Origin of the sequence: uncultured Thiothrix sp., from assembly GCF_937876535.1 — a bacterium.
GTDB lineage: Bacteria > Pseudomonadota > Gammaproteobacteria > Thiotrichales > Thiotrichaceae > Thiolinea.
The window spans coordinates 40,034-59,616 of record NZ_CALFHZ010000020.1 but is presented as its reverse complement, the minus strand read 5'-3'; the positions used below and the strand labels follow the sequence as shown (position 1 = coordinate 59,616).

Annotated in this window: 19 protein-coding genes; 6 read left to right on the top strand and 13 right to left on the bottom strand. The window is 43.5% G+C overall.

The features are described from left to right. The first annotated feature begins 168 nt into the window (after positions 1–168). Positions 169–2,190 carry an excinuclease ABC subunit UvrB gene (uvrB, locus tag Q0230_RS12375; protein ID WP_298610408.1) on the top strand — a complete coding sequence of 674 codons (2,022 nt, stop codon included), beginning with the start codon at positions 169–171 and terminating at the stop codon, positions 2,188–2,190. Positions 2,191–2,296: 106 nt separating this feature from the next. After that, entirely contained in the window at positions 2,297–3,856 is a 1,560-nt protein-coding gene (locus tag Q0230_RS12370; RefSeq protein WP_298610407.1) for a phospholipase D family protein, read from the top strand. A gap of 48 nt (positions 3,857–3,904) precedes the next feature. Here Q0230_RS12370 and Q0230_RS12365 read toward each other — a convergent pair whose 3' ends face one another. Then, positions 3,905–4,411, bottom strand: coding sequence for a TIGR00645 family protein (locus tag Q0230_RS12365; protein ID WP_298610405.1), 507 nt, complete (start codon positions 4,409–4,411; stop codon positions 3,905–3,907). Positions 4,412–4,557: 146 nt separating this feature from the next. Between Q0230_RS12365 and gcvA the strand changes: the two genes are divergently transcribed. Next, positions 4,558–5,514 carry a transcriptional regulator GcvA gene (gcvA, locus tag Q0230_RS12360; protein ID WP_298610404.1) on the top strand — a complete coding sequence of 319 codons (957 nt, stop codon included), beginning with the start codon at positions 4,558–4,560 and terminating at the stop codon, positions 5,512–5,514. On the opposite strand, the gene modC is transcribed toward gcvA, so the two are convergent. From modC to Q0230_RS12305, 11 genes are all read right to left on the bottom strand, one after another. After that, positions 5,506–6,573 (bottom strand): molybdenum ABC transporter ATP-binding protein, encoded by a 1,068-nt coding sequence (modC, locus tag Q0230_RS12355; RefSeq protein WP_298610856.1) that lies wholly within the window; start codon positions 6,571–6,573, stop codon positions 5,506–5,508. The genes gcvA and modC overlap by 9 nt on opposite strands. Before the next feature lie 9 nt (positions 6,574–6,582). Next, on the bottom strand, positions 6,583–7,248 hold the full coding sequence (modB, locus tag Q0230_RS12350) for a molybdate ABC transporter permease subunit (protein WP_298610855.1): 666 nt from the start codon (positions 7,246–7,248) through the stop codon (positions 6,583–6,585). Further along, complete coding sequence (gene modA / locus Q0230_RS12345; protein WP_298610402.1) at positions 7,248–8,012, bottom strand: molybdate ABC transporter substrate-binding protein; 765 nt, start codon at positions 8,010–8,012, stop codon at positions 7,248–7,250. Before modA ends, modB begins: the two co-directional genes overlap by 1 nt. A gap of 50 nt (positions 8,013–8,062) precedes the next feature. Beyond that, positions 8,063–8,512: a rhodanese-like domain-containing protein gene (locus tag Q0230_RS12340; RefSeq protein ID WP_298610401.1), complete on the bottom strand. Its 450-nt coding sequence runs from the start codon at positions 8,510–8,512 to the stop codon at positions 8,063–8,065. A gap of 39 nt (positions 8,513–8,551) precedes the next feature. Beyond that, positions 8,552–8,902, bottom strand: a complete 351-nt coding sequence (locus tag Q0230_RS12335; protein ID WP_298610400.1) for a winged helix-turn-helix domain-containing protein — start codon at positions 8,900–8,902, stop codon at positions 8,552–8,554. A gap of 64 nt (positions 8,903–8,966) precedes the next feature. Then, a complete protein-coding gene (locus Q0230_RS12330) occupies positions 8,967–9,713 on the bottom strand; it encodes a 1-acyl-sn-glycerol-3-phosphate acyltransferase (protein ID WP_298610399.1) in 747 nt (248 codons plus the stop codon). A gap of 24 nt (positions 9,714–9,737) precedes the next feature. Next, positions 9,738–10,436 carry a phosphate signaling complex protein PhoU gene (gene phoU, locus Q0230_RS12325; protein WP_298610398.1) on the bottom strand — a complete coding sequence of 233 codons (699 nt, stop codon included), beginning with the start codon at positions 10,434–10,436 and terminating at the stop codon, positions 9,738–9,740. A 31-nt stretch (positions 10,437–10,467) separates the two neighbouring features. Then, positions 10,468–11,349, bottom strand: a complete 882-nt coding sequence (gene pstB, locus Q0230_RS12320; protein WP_298610397.1) for a phosphate ABC transporter ATP-binding protein PstB — start codon at positions 11,347–11,349, stop codon at positions 10,468–10,470. A gap of 34 nt (positions 11,350–11,383) precedes the next feature. After that, positions 11,384–12,673 carry a phosphate ABC transporter permease PstA gene (gene pstA / locus Q0230_RS12315; protein WP_298610396.1) on the bottom strand — a complete coding sequence of 430 codons (1,290 nt, stop codon included), beginning with the start codon at positions 12,671–12,673 and terminating at the stop codon, positions 11,384–11,386. Positions 12,674–12,685: 12 nt separating this feature from the next. Beyond that, entirely contained in the window at positions 12,686–14,074 is a 1,389-nt protein-coding gene (pstC, locus tag Q0230_RS12310; protein WP_298610395.1) for a phosphate ABC transporter permease subunit PstC, read from the bottom strand. A 192-nt stretch (positions 14,075–14,266) separates the two neighbouring features. Then, entirely contained in the window at positions 14,267–15,325 is a 1,059-nt protein-coding gene (locus Q0230_RS12305; protein WP_298610394.1) for a substrate-binding domain-containing protein, read from the bottom strand. 232 nt (positions 15,326–15,557) lie between these two features. On the opposite strand from Q0230_RS12305, the gene Q0230_RS12300 reads away from it, so the two are divergent. Together Q0230_RS12300 and Q0230_RS12295 are read left to right on the top strand one after the other, a co-directional pair. Then, entirely contained in the window at positions 15,558–16,082 is a 525-nt protein-coding gene (locus Q0230_RS12300) for a phosphatase PAP2 family protein (protein ID WP_298610393.1), read from the top strand. 27 nt (positions 16,083–16,109) lie between these two features. Further along, positions 16,110–16,772, top strand: coding sequence for a GNAT family protein (locus Q0230_RS12295; protein ID WP_298610391.1), 663 nt, complete (start codon positions 16,110–16,112; stop codon positions 16,770–16,772). 199 nt (positions 16,773–16,971) lie between these two features. Here the strand turns inward: Q0230_RS12295 and Q0230_RS12290 are convergent, their stop codons facing one another. Beyond that, positions 16,972–18,828, bottom strand: coding sequence for an alkaline phosphatase PhoX (locus Q0230_RS12290; protein ID WP_298610390.1), 1,857 nt, complete (start codon positions 18,826–18,828; stop codon positions 16,972–16,974). Positions 18,829–19,072: 244 nt separating this feature from the next. Here Q0230_RS12290 and Q0230_RS12285 point away from each other — a divergent pair, with 244 nt between their 5' ends. Next, positions 19,073–19,582, top strand: coding sequence for an ecotin family protein (locus tag Q0230_RS12285; protein ID WP_298610389.1), 510 nt, complete (start codon positions 19,073–19,075; stop codon positions 19,580–19,582). Position 19,583 lies beyond the last annotated feature (1 nt).

The following is a 19,583-nucleotide window of genomic DNA, read 5'->3' as shown; positions in this document are numbered from 1 at the left end:
GCCTGTCTGTCATAGGGAATGGTTCGACTAGCTGGCTTTCCGTGTTCGCTAGCTAGTCGATTTTTAAGTAGCCATGAATAAAAACGAACAATAACCGTACAAAACCACTACTTATCTCTTGGATTACAGAAAAGCATGCTAACATCTCTCCATGCTTTGGAGGTGTGCATGAGTGCTGCTAATCAATTTAACTTGAACACTGATTATCAACCTGCTGGGGATCAACCTCAAGCGATTGAATCTTTGCTAGATGGCTTAAATCAGGGTTTAGTCAATCAAACTTTGTTGGGGGTTACAGGCTCTGGCAAAACGTTTACCATGGCCAATATTATTCAGGCCACTCAACGCCCTGCGATTATTTTAGCGCACAATAAAACCCTAGCGGCGCAGCTCTATGGTGAGTTTAAAGAATTCTTTCCAAAGAATGCTGTCGAGTATTTCGTTTCCTATTATGACTACTATCAGCCAGAAGCCTATGTGCCCTCCAAAGATATTTATATCGAGAAGGATGCTTCGATTAATGATCATGTCGAGCAAATGCGTTTATCGGCTACACGCAATTTATTTGAGCGCAAGGATGTAGTTATTGTTGCTACTGTATCCGCGATTTATGGTTTGGGCGATCCTGAGTCTTATTTAAAGATGCTGCTGATCTTAGTGCGGGGTGATAAAACGGATCAACGCACCCTCCTCCGCCGTATGGCTGAGTTGCAGTACACTCGCAATGATTTAGATTTGCAGCGCGGTAGTTTTCGAGTGCGGGGCGATGTGATTGATATTCACCCTGCGGACTCTGATAAAGAAGCGATTCGGATTGAATTGTTTGATAATGAAATCGAAAATCTCAGCTATTTTGATCCGTTAACAGGTGAAGTTCTACGGCGGGTGCCACGCTTAACCATTTACCCAAAAACCCATTATGTTACTCCACGAGAAGTCTTGCTGGAAGCGGTTGATAAAATTAAAGATGAGCTACAAGAACGCTTAATTGTTCTAAAAAATGAGAACCGTTTAGTCGAAGCACAGCGTCTCGAACAGCGCACCATGTATGACATGGAAATGATTATGGAAACTGGTTATTGCTCAGGGATTGAGAACTACTCACGCTATCTATCTAAACGCGCACCCGGCGAGCCGCCGCCTTGTTTGTTTGATTATTTGCCGCGCAATGCGTTGGTGTTCATTGATGAGTCGCATGTCACCATCCCGCAATTTGGCGGCATGTATAAGGGTGACCGCTCACGTAAAACTACTTTGGTGGAATATGGTTTCCGCTTGCCCTCAGCACTCGATAATCGTCCGCTAAAATTTGAAGAGTTTGAGCGTTTAATCCCCCAGGCAATTCATGTATCCGCCACACCGGGCGCTTATGAATTAGAGCATTCAGATAATGTAGCGGAACAATTAGTACGCCCGACTGGCCTCATTGATCCACTGGTAGAAGTACGCCCTGTATTGTCTCAGGTGGATGATGTCATGTCTGAAGTGACCGAACGGGTGAAAAAAGATGAACGTGTGTTAGTCACTACCCTCACCAAGCGCATGGCTGAAGACTTAACCGACTATTTAATGGAACACGATATTCGCGTGCGCTATCTGCACTCTGATATTGATACGGTGGAACGGGTGGAAATTATCCGCGATCTGCGTAAAGGTGAATTCGATGTATTAGTTGGGATTAACTTATTGCGTGAAGGTTTGGATATTCCTGAAGTCTCTTTAGTCGCCATTTTGGATGCTGATAAAGAAGGCTTCTTACGCTCTGAGCGCTCACTCATTCAAACTATTGGCCGTGCTGCGCGTAACTCGGCAGGTAAAGCCATTTTGTATGGTGATAAAATTACCGACTCTATGCGTAAAGCCATCGACGAAACGGCACGTCGTCGTGAGAAGCAAATAGCCTTTAATATTGAACATGGCATTACTCCGCAAACGATTCGTAAACGGATTGCCGATGTAATGGAAGGCGCTTATGCGAATGCCAAACGTAATGAGAAAAAAGGCAAAAACCTTAAAATTGGTGAGGAGATGGCTGATTATCGGACGATGAGCCCAGCACAAGCAGTAAAAACGCTAAAATTGCTTGAAGAGAAAATGTTTGCCTTAGCCAAGAATTTAGAATTTGAAAAGGCTGCTGCAATGCGTGATGAAATCGCCAAAGTAAGAGCGCACGTGTTTGGTTTAGATTAACTAAAATCCTCTTTATCTTTTAGTTGCTAGTTTTTTAGAAAAAATTAGCTTGGCTAGCAACAAATATCTTCTAAAATAATACATCCCCATTGCTTAAAGTCCGCTTATGTTAACCTTTATTATTAATGCGTTTTTAATCTTGGTTTTGAGCAGTCTAGCCTCATTTTTTGGTTTGCGGGTTTGGATTAATCGTATTTTCCGTCCTAACCCTGAAGATTTGCCAGCGCTTGAGATGAGTAAAGAATCTCCCCTCTATCAAAACTTTTATGACTTGCTCGATCAAGCACCGAGCGAGCAGCACTCAATGTTTTATCCACTGAGTCCGTTACAAGATGCGCTACTTGAGCGCGTTAAGCTAGCTGATCAAGCGGTGGGCAGCATCGAAGCTCAGTATTACATGCTGAATGACGATGAGGCTGGTTTAGTTTTCCTCCAAGCTTTAACCGCTGCAGCTCAGCGCGGCGTAAAAATTCGCCTCTTGATTGATGATCTTGATGTGATCCAGCGCGAAGATGTGTTGATTCGATTGGTCGATCAGTATCCAAACTTTCAAATTCGAGTATTTAATCCAGCTTGGCTGCGCCTGATTCGTAAACCCGAATTTCTAGTACGTTTCCCTCGCCTGTCGCGGCGGATGCACAACAAGTCTTATACCATTGATGGCATTTTCAGCATTATTGGAGGACGCAATATCGGCAATGAATATTTCGATCTTAAACATGAAATTACCTTTGCTGATTTCGATATTTTATTCGCAGGGCCTATGGTGCAGGATGTGCGCAAAGAGTTCGATACCTATTGGTATAGCGGCTTATGCTCTGATATTCATCGCTTAGGTACTGCCGCTGACGATAGCAAATACGCAGAATGGCGGCAGAAATTGAGCACTACTTATGCACACTATCTACCGATCTTAATGAAAGATCGAGATCAAGTACTACCTGCTTTAAAGCGTGGCGAAATTCAGCCGTATTATGCTGAAGTAAGAGTGATCTATGACTATCCGGACAAAATTCTTACCAGTGTTTTTAAACCTGACAGCCGCATGCTTGAAGAGGTTGAGGGATTAATCAGTTCAGCACAGCAAGAATTATTAATCTGTGCTGCCTATTTCATTCCTAGTAAACACGGAGTAAAAGTTTTACAAGCCTTACGTGAGCGCGGCGTGAAAATTACTGTACTGACAAATTCGTTTGAGTCGAATGATGTTCTGCCAGTGCATGCGAGTTACAGCTCTTATCGTCAGCCTTTGCTGAAGATGGGGGTGCGCTTGTATGAATTAAAATCCCATGATCGCCATGCAGATAACAAACACTCTCTGTTAGGCTCTGAATGTACCAGCCTCCACGCTAAAGCCTTCTTTATTGATCGACGCAAAAACTTCATTGGCTCGTTTAATATGGATCCACGCTCTGCCATTCATAATACCGAGATGGGTGCCATTTTCGAGCACTCTGGTTATGCGGAAATGGTCACCCAAGAGATTTACGCTTTCGTTGAGAGCCAGGCTTATAAAATCCAACTGAACCCTCGCGGTAAATTAGAATGGCATGAGCCTTTAAAAGATGGCAACTATCGGATACATACCCTTGAACCAAAAATGACGCCGCTGGAACGACGCTGCTTACCTTTAATTGCCTGGCTACCAGTAGAGTGGTTGTTATAAGACTTAAGAGAGAAGCAGCTTTAATAGACTACTTCTACAGAACCTACTTTAATGATTTTTCTGAGTGAGCTTGTCCATCACCGCATAAAGCACACCAGAAACCACGAACGTAATATGAATTCCTACCATCCACATTAAATCCCGGTCAGTGAGATCCTTTACGTCCATAAAGCCTTTAAGCAACTCTATGCCCGAAATTGCGACAATCGAGCCAATCAGCTTAATTTTTAGATCCGTAAAACCAATATGCCCCATCCAATCAGGGCGATCGGCGTGTTCATGTAAATCTTCCATTTTGGAGACAAAATTCTCATAACCACTAAAGATGATGATAATGAGCAGATTCATAATCAAAGAAATATCAACAATTGACAATACACCTACTATTACTTCCTGCCCTTCTACGACCAAAATAGCAGAAGCTAGCTCCCATAGCTGTTTAAGCGCTTTAAACATTAACAAAACCAGACTGACTACTAAGGCTAAATAAATAGGCGCAGTCAACCAACGACTTACAAATAAAAAATGCTCAAAAGCACTTTCTAGCTTTTTCAACTTTAGGCTCCATCTATGTATTAAAGCTGCCGAGTATAACTAAGGTCTCTTTAAAAGATTAAATTCCCTTAGGCAATTTTCTAAACACAAACCTATAAACAGGTTATGATGGCTCACAAAAAGCAAAACCTATTAGGACGAACCACATGCCACATCAGCTCCCTCCTCTGAATGCTTTACGCGCCTTTGAAGCGGTTGCCCGCCATAAAAGCTTCACTAAAGCTGCGGAAGAACTGTTTGTGACCCGGGCAGCCATCAGTCACCAAATTAAGCATTTGGAAGATTTTCTTGGAGTTGAATTGGTTGAGCGGCATAACCGTTCTATTACGCTCACCAAAGCAGGTGAAGCAGCTTTACCTAAGTTACGCGAAGGCTTTAATACCCTCGCAGATGCTGTGCATATCATGCGCTCCCAAAAGACTAATGAAAGTTTAAGCGTCTGGGTAGCCCCCTCCTTTGCTTCCAAATGGTTAGTACCACGCCTACATACCTTTGCCCAACAACATCCTGATATTGATATGCGCATCAGCGGTGAGGCCAAATTAGTCGATGCAACCGAGCAACATGGTGCTTTGGATGAGTTATTTCGCGCCCACGAAATTGATGTGATGATTCGTTTTGGCTTAGGCAATTATCCGGGCTGCCTAGTTGAGAAACTTTTCTCAGTGGAAGCAGTACCTTTATGTAAACCCTCGCTGTTAACTGATCTGCCACATCCCTTGCAAACACCTGATGACTTACGCTTTCATACGTTGCTGCATGATGAAACCCCCTATATGGGGCGACCTAGTTGGGAGCGCTGGCTACAGTTGGCAAAAGTGGAAGGTGTCGACTTTAAGCGCGGCATGCACTTCAATCATGTGTCCTTAGCGATGGAAGCCGCGATTGATGGTCAAGGCGTACTATTAAGCATGGATGCGCTCGCTCAGCACGATATTGAAGCAGGACGTTTGTGTATTCCCTTCCCCCTAAGCATGCCTTTAGAACATGCTTATCATATTATTCGCCCTAAATCAGCCACCAGTAACCAACGCGCTGCTTCCGCTTTTATTGCTTGGGTGTTAGCCGAAGCTGAAGAGCAGGAAGAAGCTAAACTAGCTTAAAATAGCGGTATTCTTGATTTCTGCATACACCCTTTGACCGATTTCAAGCTGCAATAAACTTGCTGTCTTGCGCGTAATCTGCGCTAGTAATAACTCAGTTCCGACTTGCAAACTGACAGTGATATAACCCACCGCTGGATTGACCATTCCCAAAACTCGGGCGGGTAAGTTATTGCAGGAATCAATACTTGGAGGTGACTGCAAACTTAAACTCACATCACGGGCATAAATACGTAAGCGCAACTGGCTACCTTTTGGTAATTCCTGATGTGGCACACTCAAGTTTCCACCTGAGAAACAAAGTTGCAATAACTGAAATTCAGCCTCATAAGCAAACACTTCAGCGGTTAAAACACTAGAAGCACGTTGGCTTTGCGCTAAGGGCAAATCTAAGCATGTCAATACAGACTGTAACTCACCGCTAGCCAAGATTTTGCCCTTATCCATCAATACCAAATGATCAGCAAGTTGCGTCATTTCTTGTGGAGAATGAGTGATATACAAAACGGGTAACTGCAGTTCACGCTGTAAATGACGCAAATACGGCAGAATCTCATATTTATGTGCTTGATCTAGTGCTGCTAAGGGTTCATCCATCAATAATAATTGTGGTTCTACCGCTAAAGCACGTGCAATCGCTACCCGTTGTTTTTCGCCACCCGAAAGCTTGGCAGGTTTGCGTTTAAGTAGACTTGTAATATTTAGTAGCTCAATGACTACTTCTAAATTGTGATTAGACTTTGAGTAACTGCGCTTGCGCCCATAATCAATATTCTGCTGCACAGTCAAATGTGGAAACAGACATGAGTCTTGAAATACATACCCCAAAGGACGTTGATAAGTCGCTAAACAATAGCCCGCTGCACTATCCTCCCATAACTGTTCATTGAGTTGGCAATACGCTACTTGCGGGTGTTCTAAGCCTGCAATGCAACGCATTAATAGCGTCTTACCAGAACCAGAACTACCCGTTATGACAGTGATTCCAGTAGAAGGTAGCTCTAATTGCGCAGCTAATTCAAAGGTTGCTAGTTTTAAGTGAAACTGAGCTTTCAGCATAGTCACAGGCTATTTGCCTCGATTCAAATAATACAAACCCAGCAAGACACTAAATGAAAATAGCACCAATAAAGCGGCTAAACTATGCGCAGCCTGATAATTCATCGCTTCCACATGATTATAAAGCTGGACTGAAATAACTCGTGTTTCCCCAGTAATATTCCCACCAATCATCAACACCACACCAAACTCACCGACGGTATGCGCAAAGCCCAAGACAATAGCCGTCAGAAAACCGTGCTTAGACAAAGGCAGAATGATGGTAAAAAAAGCATCTAGTGGACTTGCTCTTAAAGTCATGGCTGCTTCCAATAAACGCTTATCAAAATTGCTAAAAACAGCTTGAATCGGTTGGACTACAAAAGGCAAAGAGTAAAGTACCGAAGCCACTAGTAGGCCACTGAAACTAAAGGGTAAAGTGTTTAGGCCGAACTGTTGCATGAGCTGTCCTACCCAACCTTTTGGCCCTAATACTACTAGTAAATAAAAGCCTAAAACTGTGGGCGGCAAAACTAAAGGCAAAGCCACTAAGGCATTTAAAGGCGCTTTCCACCAGCGTTCAGTATGAGCTAAATGCCAAGCGAGTGGCGTGGCAATTAGCAATAACACTAAGGTTGTTAAGCTCGCTAGCTTTAAAGTTAAAGCAATCGCTATCCAGTCTTCAGAACTCAAGATCAATTTGCTTTAGGTAGGCCATAACCTGCATCAGTAATCAGCTTTTGAGCCTCTGGTGTTTTGAGAAAATCTAATAATGCTTTGGCTGCAGTATTATCTTTACCCTTAGTTAATAACACCGCATCTTGCTGAATCGGCGTATACAAGTCTTCAGGTACTTGCCAGACTGAACCGTCTTTTAAAACCCCATCTTTTTCTACTTGCGACCAAGCCACGAAACCTAAGTCTGCATTGCCGGTACTCACAAAATCATAGGTTTGACTAATATTTTCACCTTGGACTAGTTTTGCTTCTAAGGTTTTTGTTAAACCTAAATGCTCTAATACTTCCAACGCTGCCGCACCATAAGGTGCTGTTTTTGGGTTAGCAATTGCCAGATGTTTAAACTCATTCTTTTTCAGAACCTCACCTTGAGCATCAATAGAGTCTTTAGTGCTGCTCCACAAAACCAGCTTGCCCAAAGCATAAGTAAACTGGCTATCTGCCACTGCTAATTGTGCATCGACCAGCTTCTTTGGCGTTTTACTATCCGCTGATAAGAACACCTCAAACGGAGCGCCATTTTCAATCTGAGCATACAACTTGCCAGTGGCTCCAGCAGAAATTTTCAACTCATGTCCACTCTTGGCTTTAAAAGCCGTTGCTAAAGTTTCTAACGGCTTGGAGAAGTTAGAGGCAACTGCAACCTGAACTTCATCAGCCCAGAGACTCGAACTACCGATACAAAGTGTTAATGCAAGCCAAGTATGCTTGAATAATTTCATAGCTATATGTTCCTTTTAAAAAAAATTAATAAAACATTAAATCAATCTTTCTAATCAACAGAGGTGTATAAAGGCTTAAGTGCAAGGAAGCCACCTGCTACAGAAAAAGTTCTGCTATACCCTAGCTCACGTAATAATTGAGTAGCACACTGACTCCGTCGTCCACTGTTGCATACAACTAGCAATGAACAGTCACGTGCTTGCTGCAAAGTATTGATGGCTTTAATGAATGAGCAAATATCAAGAGTGCTCGGTTCATCCGCATCTAACATTTCTTGCTCTTCGTCAGTCAGTGAAAAACCAAAGAATTGTTTAACATTGAAAAAAGGGATATGCATAGCTTGCGGTAAGTTCCCCTTAATCTCTAATTCAAACCCTTGGCGAATATCAATAAGGCAGGCCAAATACAATTTGCACATTTCTCTAGCAGTCAAAGCACTTATTTCTAGAGGTAAAGCACTAGCCGCAGGGAGGATTGCTTGATTAATTGGCAAATTCATTCGTTATTCCAAAAAAAACATAACGCTAGCTAAAAAATTTTACAGGTCTAAATTTTCTGAGCGTTTAGCTAAAAACCTATCAAAATCTTGCTTCACCAACCAAAATAGCTCAATGGCTTTTTCGCCCGTAGTCGTCAAACTCGCACCACCACCACCTTTACCACCTGTAGCACTTTGCACTAGCGGATATGGGCTATGCTGATTCATGGAGTTCACTAACTCCCAAGCCTGCCGATAAGACATTTGCATTGAACGCGCTGCGCCACTGATAGAGCCATGCTCACGAATGCGCTCTAACAGCAATACACGACCTGTTCCCAGAAAAGTACCCTGAGGACTTTCAATCCAAAACCGGCCTTTTAGTTGATAAGTAGGCGTCTGACTATCCATAGAGCGTTATATATCAAAAAGAATAGCGCCTGACTAGAGTCCCTTTCGATATAAAGTGCATGGTTCAGTTTAATTTAAGAGCGCTACGTACTTGTTGTTCGCTATAACTGGCTAGCTCTTTACGAGGAACTGCCTGGCTATCAATCGGGGGCAGGAAATGCACTGCAATTAAAATCTTTGGCTCGGCTAAAATCCTCCAAAGGTTTTGCATTAAAGTTTGCGGCTCTAGATAAGGTACTAGTGGATGAGTTTGACCCTGGGTGTTCTGGTAATGAATAGCCACTGGTTGGATTAAAGCATTCGCAGTCACAGCAGCTGCAAATAAACGTGCATGAAAAGGTAGCAGGTGAATATTATCAGTGATCGTTCCCTCAGGAAAAATCAGTACCCGCTCTTGATGTTCTAGGCTGGAAGTAATTTTGTCGCTGGCACCTTTAGCCCCGCCACTCTTACCACGCTCAATGAATAAAGTACCTGATTTGTCAGCAAGCCAACCAATGACTGGCCAAGACTTAACTTCACTCTTGGAAAGAAAAGTGACTTCGGTCTGCCCACCCAAAAGCGCAATATCTAGCCAAGAGACATGATTAGCAGCCAGCAAACTTCCTGCTGGCGCAGGCTCGCCATAGGTTGTAACCTGCCCACCAACAATGCGAACAATACGCCCCAGCCACCAGCGCCTAAGCTGTTGATAGCTTGGATCAATGGCAGCACGCCGCAATAAACCTGCATAAATAGCGGTGATAATGACCCCCACTAAGACGTGTAAAGCTAATTGAGTCAATCGAAATAAACGTCTTAGTCGTATCACCGCAATCTCATTTTAGTTAAAATTTTAAGGCGTAATATCTGCTCCCGCTTTGGGGCGATTGGTATGGCGAACATCCTTACCCTCGACCAAATAAATCACATATTCGCAGATATTTTTACTGTGATCACCAATCCGTTCTAAGGAACGAGCGCACCATAAAACATTCAGACTATCCCGAATCGTGCGCGGATCTTCCATCATATGTGTCAACAGCTGGCGGGATAATACATCAAACTCAGCATCAATTTGTAAATCACTTTCTGCAATTTGTTGTGCTGTTTCTGCATCCATCCTTGCCATCGCATCTAAAGTGCGGCGCAGCATTTCACGGACATGATCACCTAAATGGCGTAAAGCGGTATGCAGTGAAGTCGCCAAACCTTCAGTTGAAATCGCATGACGGGCAATTTTCTCTGCCTCATCACCGATACGTTCCAAATCTGTGACCGATTTAATAATACTGATGACTAAGCGCAAATCACCTGCCGCTGGCTGGCGGCGGGCAATAATTTGTGTGCAAGCTTCATCAATTTCGACTTCAAGGCGGTTCACACGATAGTCTGAATAGGCTACTTCTTCGCCTAACTGGCTATCATTTTCCATTAAAGCGCGTAAGGCCTTACCTAACTGCTCCTCAACCAAACCACCCATTTGTAAAGACTGATTGCGTACACTTTCCAACTCTTGGTTGTACTGATGTGAAGTATGCTGCCCGATTTCCATCGGAAAACTCCTTATAGTTTATTAATTTGGCCTAACCAAAACGCCCTGTAATATAGTTTTCAGTCAAACGATGCTGAGGATTCGTAAATACCGTGTTAGTTTTATTCACTTCCACTAAATAACCTAAATGGAAATACGCTGTACGTTGCGAAATCCGTGCGGCCTGTTGCATCGAGTGCGTGACAATACAGATGGTAAAACTTTGACGAAGTTCATCAATCAGCTCTTCAATCGTCGCCGTTGCGATAGGATCCAGTGCTGACGTCGGCTCATCCATCAAAATCACTTCGGGGCTAACGGCAATCGCTCTTGCAATACACAAACGCTGCTGTTGACCGCCCGACAAACCCGTGCCTGGCGCTTGTAAGCGATCTTTTACTTCATTGAACAAACCGGCTTTCTTTAAGCTGTCTTCAACAATATCATCCAACTCACTGCGATTAGCCGTTAAGCCATGAATCCGTGGGCCATAGGCAACATTGTCATAAATCGATTTCGGGAAAGGATTCGGCTTTTGAAACACCATCCCCACTCGTGCCCGTAGCAATACGGGGTCTTGCTCTTTGGCATAAATATCTTCGCCATCAAGGAGCAATTGACCCGTGACTTTACAGCCATCAATCGTGTCGTTCATCCGATTCAAACAGCGCAAGAAAGTCGATTTACCACAACCCGAAGGGCCGATCATGGCAATCACTTCATTCTTGCCAATATCCAGATCCACCCCAAAAATCGCTTGCTTAGCTTGGTTGTAAAACACATCCACATCACGGGTATAGAACTTCGGATCATCTAAAAACGGCACACCTACAGGTTGAGTTGCATGTTTCAGCTCCTCAACGATGGCTTGAATATCCACCGCTTGATCTTTAGAGTTCGCTGCTGATGGATCCTTTGAAGTCGGAAGAGTCATAGTATTATTTGTCAAAGCTAGAGTGTTCATAGGCTTACCAGCGTCTCTCAAATCTTTTACGTAACAGAACTGCCAGCAAGTTCATCATCACTAGGAAGAATAACAGGACAATAATGGCAGCGGAGGTTTTTTCAGTAAAGGCACGTTCTGGGCTATCCGACCACAGATAAATTTGCACCGGTAAAATCGCAGCAGGATCAGTAATACCCTGTGGAATATCCACAATAAAAGCGACCATTCCAATCATTAATAGCGGTGCAGTTTCACCCAAAGCATGTGCCATCCCAATAATCGTACCGGTTAAAATGCCGGGCATCGCTAAAGGTAAAGTATGGTGGAACACCGTCTGCACACGGGAAGCCCCCATTCCATACGCTGCTTGGCGAATGGAGGGTGGTACCGATTTTAAAGCAGCGCGACTGGCGATAATAATGGTTGGTAAGGTAATCAAAGTCAGTACCAACCCCCCTACTAAAGGCGTCGAGCGCGGTACACCAAAAAACTGGATAAACACCGCTAAGCCCAGCAAACCAAACACTATCGAAGGTACAGCTGCGAGGTTATTGATATTCACCTCAATAAAATCTACGAGAGTATTATTTTTCGGCGCAAACTCTTCTAAGTAAATTGCAGCAGCCACCCCAATTGGGAAAGCCAAGGTCATAGTCACCAGCATGGTATAAAAAGAACCCATCAGCGCACTCAAAATACCGGCTTGTTCAGGTTCACGGGAGTCGCCTGAGGTAAAAAACGGCAGATTAAAGCGCCGCTCAATTTCGTTTTTAGCTTCAAGATCATCCAGCCATACGAGTTGAAAATCTTTAATCCGCCGATCAGCTTCTGGCTGAGTACGATCAATATTGCCTTTAAAGTAAGTATCAATATCATCATCCGCCATCACCCAAACAGTCTGCTGTGTACCAATCAGCTTTGGATTAGCCATCACCATCTTTTGTAAATCATAAGCAGCACTTGAACTGACCAGCTTTTTCAAAGCCATCTTTTGCTTACGTTCAGTAATACCAGGGAAACGTGTGGTGAGGGCATTCAGCACTACGGTGTCATAACTCGCAGCACGTAGCTTGTCCTGAGGTGCATGAGCATCCACGCCTAAAGCCTCAGCACTCAGATTGACATCTAATTTCATATAGGTTTGCGTGAAGGCTGGCCAACCTTGCATGAAAATGGTGGTTAACAGAATCGCGAGGAAAGTTAAACTCAATACGATTGAAGCTAAACCCCAAAAGCGGAAGCGTTTCTCACGTGCATAACGCTTGGCGAGGCTAGCACGAACTAATTCAGTTTTATTACTCATCTGCATCATGCCTGCTCCAGTTTATTCGTATTGTTCGCGGTACTTACGCACAATGCGCAAGGCCAAGATATTCAGGATTAAGGTCAATACGAACAGGGTTAAACCTAAAGCAAAAGCCGCTAAGGTTTTGGGACTATCAAATTCTTGGTCACCTGTGAGCAAAGTCACGATTTGTACCGTTACCGTGGTAACTGCTTCCAGAGGATTCGCGGTGAGATTGGCCGATAAACCTGCCGCCATCACTACAATCATGGTTTCACCAATTGCCCGCGAAGCGGCTAATAGGAAAGCGCCAACAATACCCGGTAAAGCTGCTGGTAGAATGACTTGTTTAATCGTTTCTGAGCGCGTCGCCCCCATGCCATAAGAGCCATCTCGCATCGCTTGGGGTACAGCATTGATGACATCATCAGAGAGTGAAGACATAAAAGGAATAATCATCACCCCCATGACTAAACCAGCAGCTAAGGCACTTTCTGAAGCTACCGTTAAACCAATACTCTCACCGAGAGTACGAATAAATGGGGCTACGGTTAAAGCAGCAAAAAAGCCATACACAACGGTTGGAATACCCGCCAATACCTCTAATGCCGGCTTTACCCAAGCACGCACTCGCTTACTGGCATATTCAGATAAGTAGATTGCTGACATTAAACCCACAGGAACTGCAATTGCCAAAGCGATTACTGAAATCAGCAACGTACCGGCAAATAAGGGAATCGCACCGAAGCTGCCGGAACCACCCACTTGATCATTACGAATTGCAGTTTGTGGACTCCAATGAGTACCAAATAAGAATTCAGTGATTGGTACTGCTTGGAAGAAACGCAAGGATTCAAACAGTACTGATAAAACAATCCCTAAAGTAGTCACAATCGCAATCGACGCACACAGGATCATCAAGCCGACAATGACCTTTTCCACTTGATTGCGTGCACGGAAATTGGGAGCAATTTTACGAAATGCCCAGAAAATTCCTAAGCCCGCTAAGGCAAAGACCAACACTGCTTTAATGATATTGCTATTGTGTTGTAACTCGATATAACGGCGCGCAGCTTCCTGTTGAGCTGGCTCAGCAGTCTCATCAATGACCCCTGCTTTTGCCATACTTTCCACCCGATTCATGAATAAATTCACGTTCGTCGTGTCAGTACTTTGAATCTCTGTAGGTAAGCTAGAAATCACATTCTGGCTAATAAAAGTTGGGCTGAAGAATGACCATAACATTAAAGCAATAAGCGAAGGTAATAAGCACCACACCACTACCAAATGACCGTAATAGCCTGGTAGGGAATGCAGCTTATTTACACCACGATTGCCATTTGATACGGCCAAAGCTCGCTTACGCCCAAAGAAATAGCTAAATGCAGCTAACACCAGTAGTAGAAGCAAGATAATTGACGTATTCATACCTGTGTGTACCACAAAGGGAAAGAAGGTTTGTAGTAGGCAGCGCAAACAAGCACGATGAGTTAGGCTGCGGCAAGCGGATAGTACCGAGGCTTTGTGACAGCTTTATGACAAAGTGACACCAACCTTAGTGCTCAAAAAATAGGAGCTAGCGAGCTAGCTCCAAACGTTAACAAGAAAACAGCTTGTTAGTTAGAGAGACTCAAGAACCTTCATACTTTTGGCAGCTTCAGTATTAGTAGTACGCTCATTAGCTGGCATTGGAATCATACCTTTCTCAGCTAGATAACCTGTATCACCCCAAGCAGCATCACTCGTTAACTCAGTAACGAACTCCTCAATTCCTTTAACAGTACCAATGTGCTCTTTCTTGACATAAAGGTATAAAGGGCGTGAAACGGAGTATTTACCAGCAGCGATATTTTCAAAGGTAATATCCACACCTTCAATTGAAGAGCCTTTTACTTTATCCGCATTTTGGTCTAAGAAACTGAAACCGAAAATACCCAAGGCTTTAGGATTAGCTTGCAATTTTTGGACGATTAGATTGTCGTTCTCGCCTGCTTCGATGTATTTACCATCTTCACGCATATTGCCGCAGATAGCCTTAAACTTTTTCTCGTCTTCTTTCTCTAGCTTCTTAATGGCCGGAAACTCTTTACAACCAGCATGCATCACTAATTCAACGAAAGCATCGCGTGTACCTGAGGTTGGTGGAGGGCCTAAAACCTCGATCGGCTCATCGGGTAACTCAGCATTCACTTCTTTCCAAGTTTTGTAGGGGTTAGGAATTAACTTCAGATTGCCAGTGACCGCATCCATATTGCCACCCGTGCTTTCTGGAACTTCTTTGGCTAATGCAAGAAACAAATCACGGCGAGTTAATTTGTAAGCTTCAGCCTCTTTAGCATTCGCAATAGCAATACCATCGTAGCCAATTTTGATTTCAACTGGGCTAACCCCATTCTTTTTACAATCGGCTAACTCGCTGTCTTTAATCCGGCGTGAAGCGCCAGTCATATCGGCTGTTTCAACCCCTGCTCCTTCACAGAACAGCTTCATCCCACCACCAGTACCAGTAGATTCAACTTTAGGTGCTGGATTGCCAGTTTTCTTAGCATAGTTCTCAGCAACCGCTGTTGCGAAGGGATAAACCGTTGAAGAACCAACGATTGAGATATTGTCACGAGCTTGTGCAGCACCAGTAGCAACCAGCAAGCCCGCTGCGATAGCCATAGACAGTGTTTTCATTTCAGCGTTCTCCGTTCATTAAGCCTTTAGATGCTGCGCAGTGTAGAGCTTGAATATGACAATGCTATGACAAGCTGTCATTTTCGTGACTTAATTTATCAAGCGATAAAATTAGCAATAAATTTCTTCTAGAACAAATACATAGAATTTTCATATAAGCGTCACTTGCTTGCAGTAATTAGCTTTCATACTCATTTTTATCTGAGTTTTCATTCACCAATGGAGTTTGAGGATGAAACTACTGCATGACTTAAATGCACGGGAAATTCCACTGTGCTTATTGCTCAATCGGATTAATCATCAACGGTCTATTAGCTATTTCTTTGCCGCCATCAGTCGCTTAGGTAATGGCATATTTTGGTACACCCTAATGCTAATGCTGCCTTTGATTTATGGCTGGCAAGCTAGCTATGTGTCTTTACATATGGGCTTAGTAGGTTTAGTTGGCTTAGTGATTTACAAGGCATTGAAAGGCTCAACTTTGCGCGTGCGTCCTTATCATTACAGTGAGGCTATTTTCCAAAATGTCGCAGCACTCGATCAATTTAGCTTTCCTTCAGGACATACCTTACATGCGGTGAGCTTTACGCTCATTCTCCTGCATTACTATCCCGAATGGTTTTATTTAGTGGTGCCATTTGCCGTACTGACGGCAGTTTCACGGATTGTCTTGGGCTTGCACTATCCAAGCGATGTCATCATTGGTGCGTTGATTGGTGCAACGCTCGCCTTGAGTAGCTTTTTGGCCTTAGCTTAAAACCAATCTTCACGAGAGGAGCACTTCATGCCAACCCTACGCCCAGTTACTTTGGAAGGTAAACTCATTCGCCTAGAGCCTTTAACCAAATGGCATGCGCCGGATTTGCTAAAAGCAGCGCGCGATGAAAGCATTTGGAACTATATGTTTTACGGCAACCTAGCTGAACCGCAGCACATGAACAACTTTATCAGCAATGCCATCCGATTACGGGATGCGGGTAGCGACTTGCCTTTTGCCGTCATCCATAAAGCGACTGATCAGGCGATTGGTTGTACACGCTTTCGGGATATTTGCCTAAAGCATTTCAAGCTAGAAATTGGTGGTACTTGGTATGCGACTCAGTATCAACGTAGCGGTGTGAATCTTGAAAGCAAATATTTATTACTACGCCATGCTTTTGAAACTTTTGGCATTTTACGGGTGCAATTTAAAACAGATATTCGCAATCTTCGCTCGCGTCAATCTTTGGAAAAAATGGGCGCAGTACCGGAAGGGATTTTACGACGCAGTGCCATCATGCCCGATGGGGTGATTCGCGATACCTTGATTTATAGCATTCTGGATACTGAATGGGGAGTAGTCAAAACTAGTTTAGAACAACGTATGGAGCGTTATCATTATGACTACCATCCTGACTATTTAAGTCACTTACCAAGCTGGACTAGTCCGAGCTCAGCAAATAACTAATTACAGATAGGCGCTAGCTAGTATCGCCAGCCTATTTCAATCGGGGCAACTACCCTGAACGATAAAGCCCCTCAGCTCTTGCACCAGTTTGTAAATGATATTGCCTAAGTCAGCTTTATAAGATGTATTTTCAGAAAAAAGGCCAATGATTTTCATCACTGGCCTTAAAGAAAAAGAATACCTAAAGCAAACTTTTTGCTTATTTAATAGCAGGCAAGCCACTGATATAGCCAACATTGGCATCGAACCTGTCGATCTTAGCTAAAGCTGCATCTACCACTGCATTCGTCCCTGTGTTCCAGTCACCATGATGTTGGCTATTACTCATGATATAAGCATGACCATTTAAATTTTCGAGCACTTGCAAACCTGTATTTTCCCCACCTACAACCGTACTGAGAATCCGTGTTAATTTCTTTGTATCGACGTTATAAGCCCACACGAAATTATTGACGTGCATACCAGAGTCTTCACCGATGAATAAAGTACGCATCTTTTCAGCGAAGAAAATATTGTCAGTATTCGCAATTTTATCTGGATTAGCTGTATTACCTAAAGCATCAGCTGTACTAAGTGGCTCACCTAATAAAGCTGCTTCGACATACAGGTTGCTGGCAACATAATTGGAGTTAATACGATTACCCATACTATCCTTTTGACCTGACTTCAGCTCTGCTGAATACGTTGCACCAGCCGGATTCTTCACCAATTTAATATCATTTGCTGGTTCATCACGGGTATCAGTCATGCTATCGCGAATGGCCGACATCGCTAAATACAAGCGTTTATCTTTGTCATTGACTGCAATTCCCTCCATTTTAGTAAACTCAGTAGTTGCACCCTTGAGGGCTGCATAACGACGAGTTTCTAAGAAAGCAGCCGCCTTTTCTTGGCCTGACCGTACAATTAAGCACTCATCTGCTGTCGAGCCAGAACGCACCCGCTTGTAGCCTGTCGGGCAAGATGAATCTGTTGGTACAACGGCATCAAAAATCGCACTAAAACTTGCCGAATCAGCGAGTGCTTTGATTTCTGTATCTGTACCATGCCCTAAACGCACCCAAGTTAAGTTTGCTTTACCACCCGCATCAGCACTGGTTTGTGTCCATTTTGCTGCATAGATCGTCCCTGCGGATAAATCACCCGGCTTGTCTGCAACAAACATCAACATCAGGCTGTGTGTGCCATCATCACCGAAGTAAGCGGTTTTCCCATCGGGCATCACCTTAGACATTTCCCAAGTACCACGCCCCATTGCATAGTGCTTCACAACTTTGGTTGTGCCATCTGCATTAACCGTTACTTCAGGAATAATACCATGATGATAAGGGCTAGCAGTTCGCTCAGACTTGTAATAGATTTCGTTTAAAGCTTTTAAACCCGCAATTGTTGTCGTGTAATTGCTAGATAAGGGGTTATATTGCAGATCATAATCTTCTTCAGAGCCTAAATGCGTATTCCAAGGCGTTTGCGAACCAAAGCATGGAACCCACAAACCATTGACACTCGAAAAATCAAGTGGACGTTGTGATTTAATATTTAGCTTGCCATCTGAACCCTGTGTCAAGCTGGTTAGCAACATGCTCATTGGCATCCGCGTATACCATCCGTCTTTGTTATACGCTGTACTACCATCCGACAATAACCAGTCATATTCTAAATGGTTCACTAAGAATAAATTGCCATCGACACTTAAGAGGCTATTCGCATCTGGAGTTTCTGCAATCACTGGTTGTCCCCTAGGGTCCTTAATTGCTTCCATTTTATAGTTATAAAGCTGGCCTGCTGCATGCGCATTACCACCCACTTTATCTTTCACACCAAATAATTTGTTATATGCCAGTGGATATTGTGCAGTAGTACCGTCGGTATAAGTGACTGTAGCGATCGAACTACTATGTGTTTTCGCCATAGCCTCAGCAGTCACAGGGGCTGGAGTACTACTAAACTCAATAGATTTGAAGGTTTTAGTTGAGCCACTAGTAGCATTATCATCACACGCAGATAATGCGGTAGCGATTGCCAAGCTCAGCATCGAAAATTTCAGCGGTTGCATCACAGATTCCCTATTCCATTTTATATCGTTAGATAGGAAAATTTTAAATAGGAAGTTTTGCAACTTGATGAATTGTACATGGCAGTTCGATGACTTCCTGATACCAACTGATTTAGCGTCAATTAAGCAGAGGCTTTTATAAGTTAGTTACTTATGTTTAGAAACTTCTTGCTTAATACTTGGTCTATGCTTTAGCTTGTTTTGAAGACTTTTCACTCACAATAAAATCATCTGAGGCATCCTAATGTCAGCTTTAAAATTAATCAGCACCACTGCTTTATTATTAACAACTAGCGCTCTAATGCAAACTACACTGGCTGGTAGCTCAACAGTACCGGTTAGTAGCCCTGCAGTGAGCATCAAACCATTCCCCAAACCACATGCAGGCGATAAACGTTTAGTGATTCGCTTACCTGCTCGTGCGAATGAAAACGCCTTATTAGTGCGTGTAACACCTGGTAAATTAGGCCGAGTTGATTGTAATAACCAAGCGTATACCGGAACTTTAGAGACTAAAACCCTGCAAGGTTGGGGATATAATTTCTATGTACTTCGCACCAAGGGAGAAGCTATGTCAACTCTGATGGCTTGCCCACCGAATAGTGCAAGAACTGCCTTTGTACCAGTGGCAGGCGCTGAGCAAACCCTAAGCTACAACAGCAGAATGCCCTTGATCTACTATGTGCCTAAAGACTTTAATGTGCAGTACGAAGTCTTTGCCCCTCAGCAACAAGGCACTGCCAAACCTGAGTAGC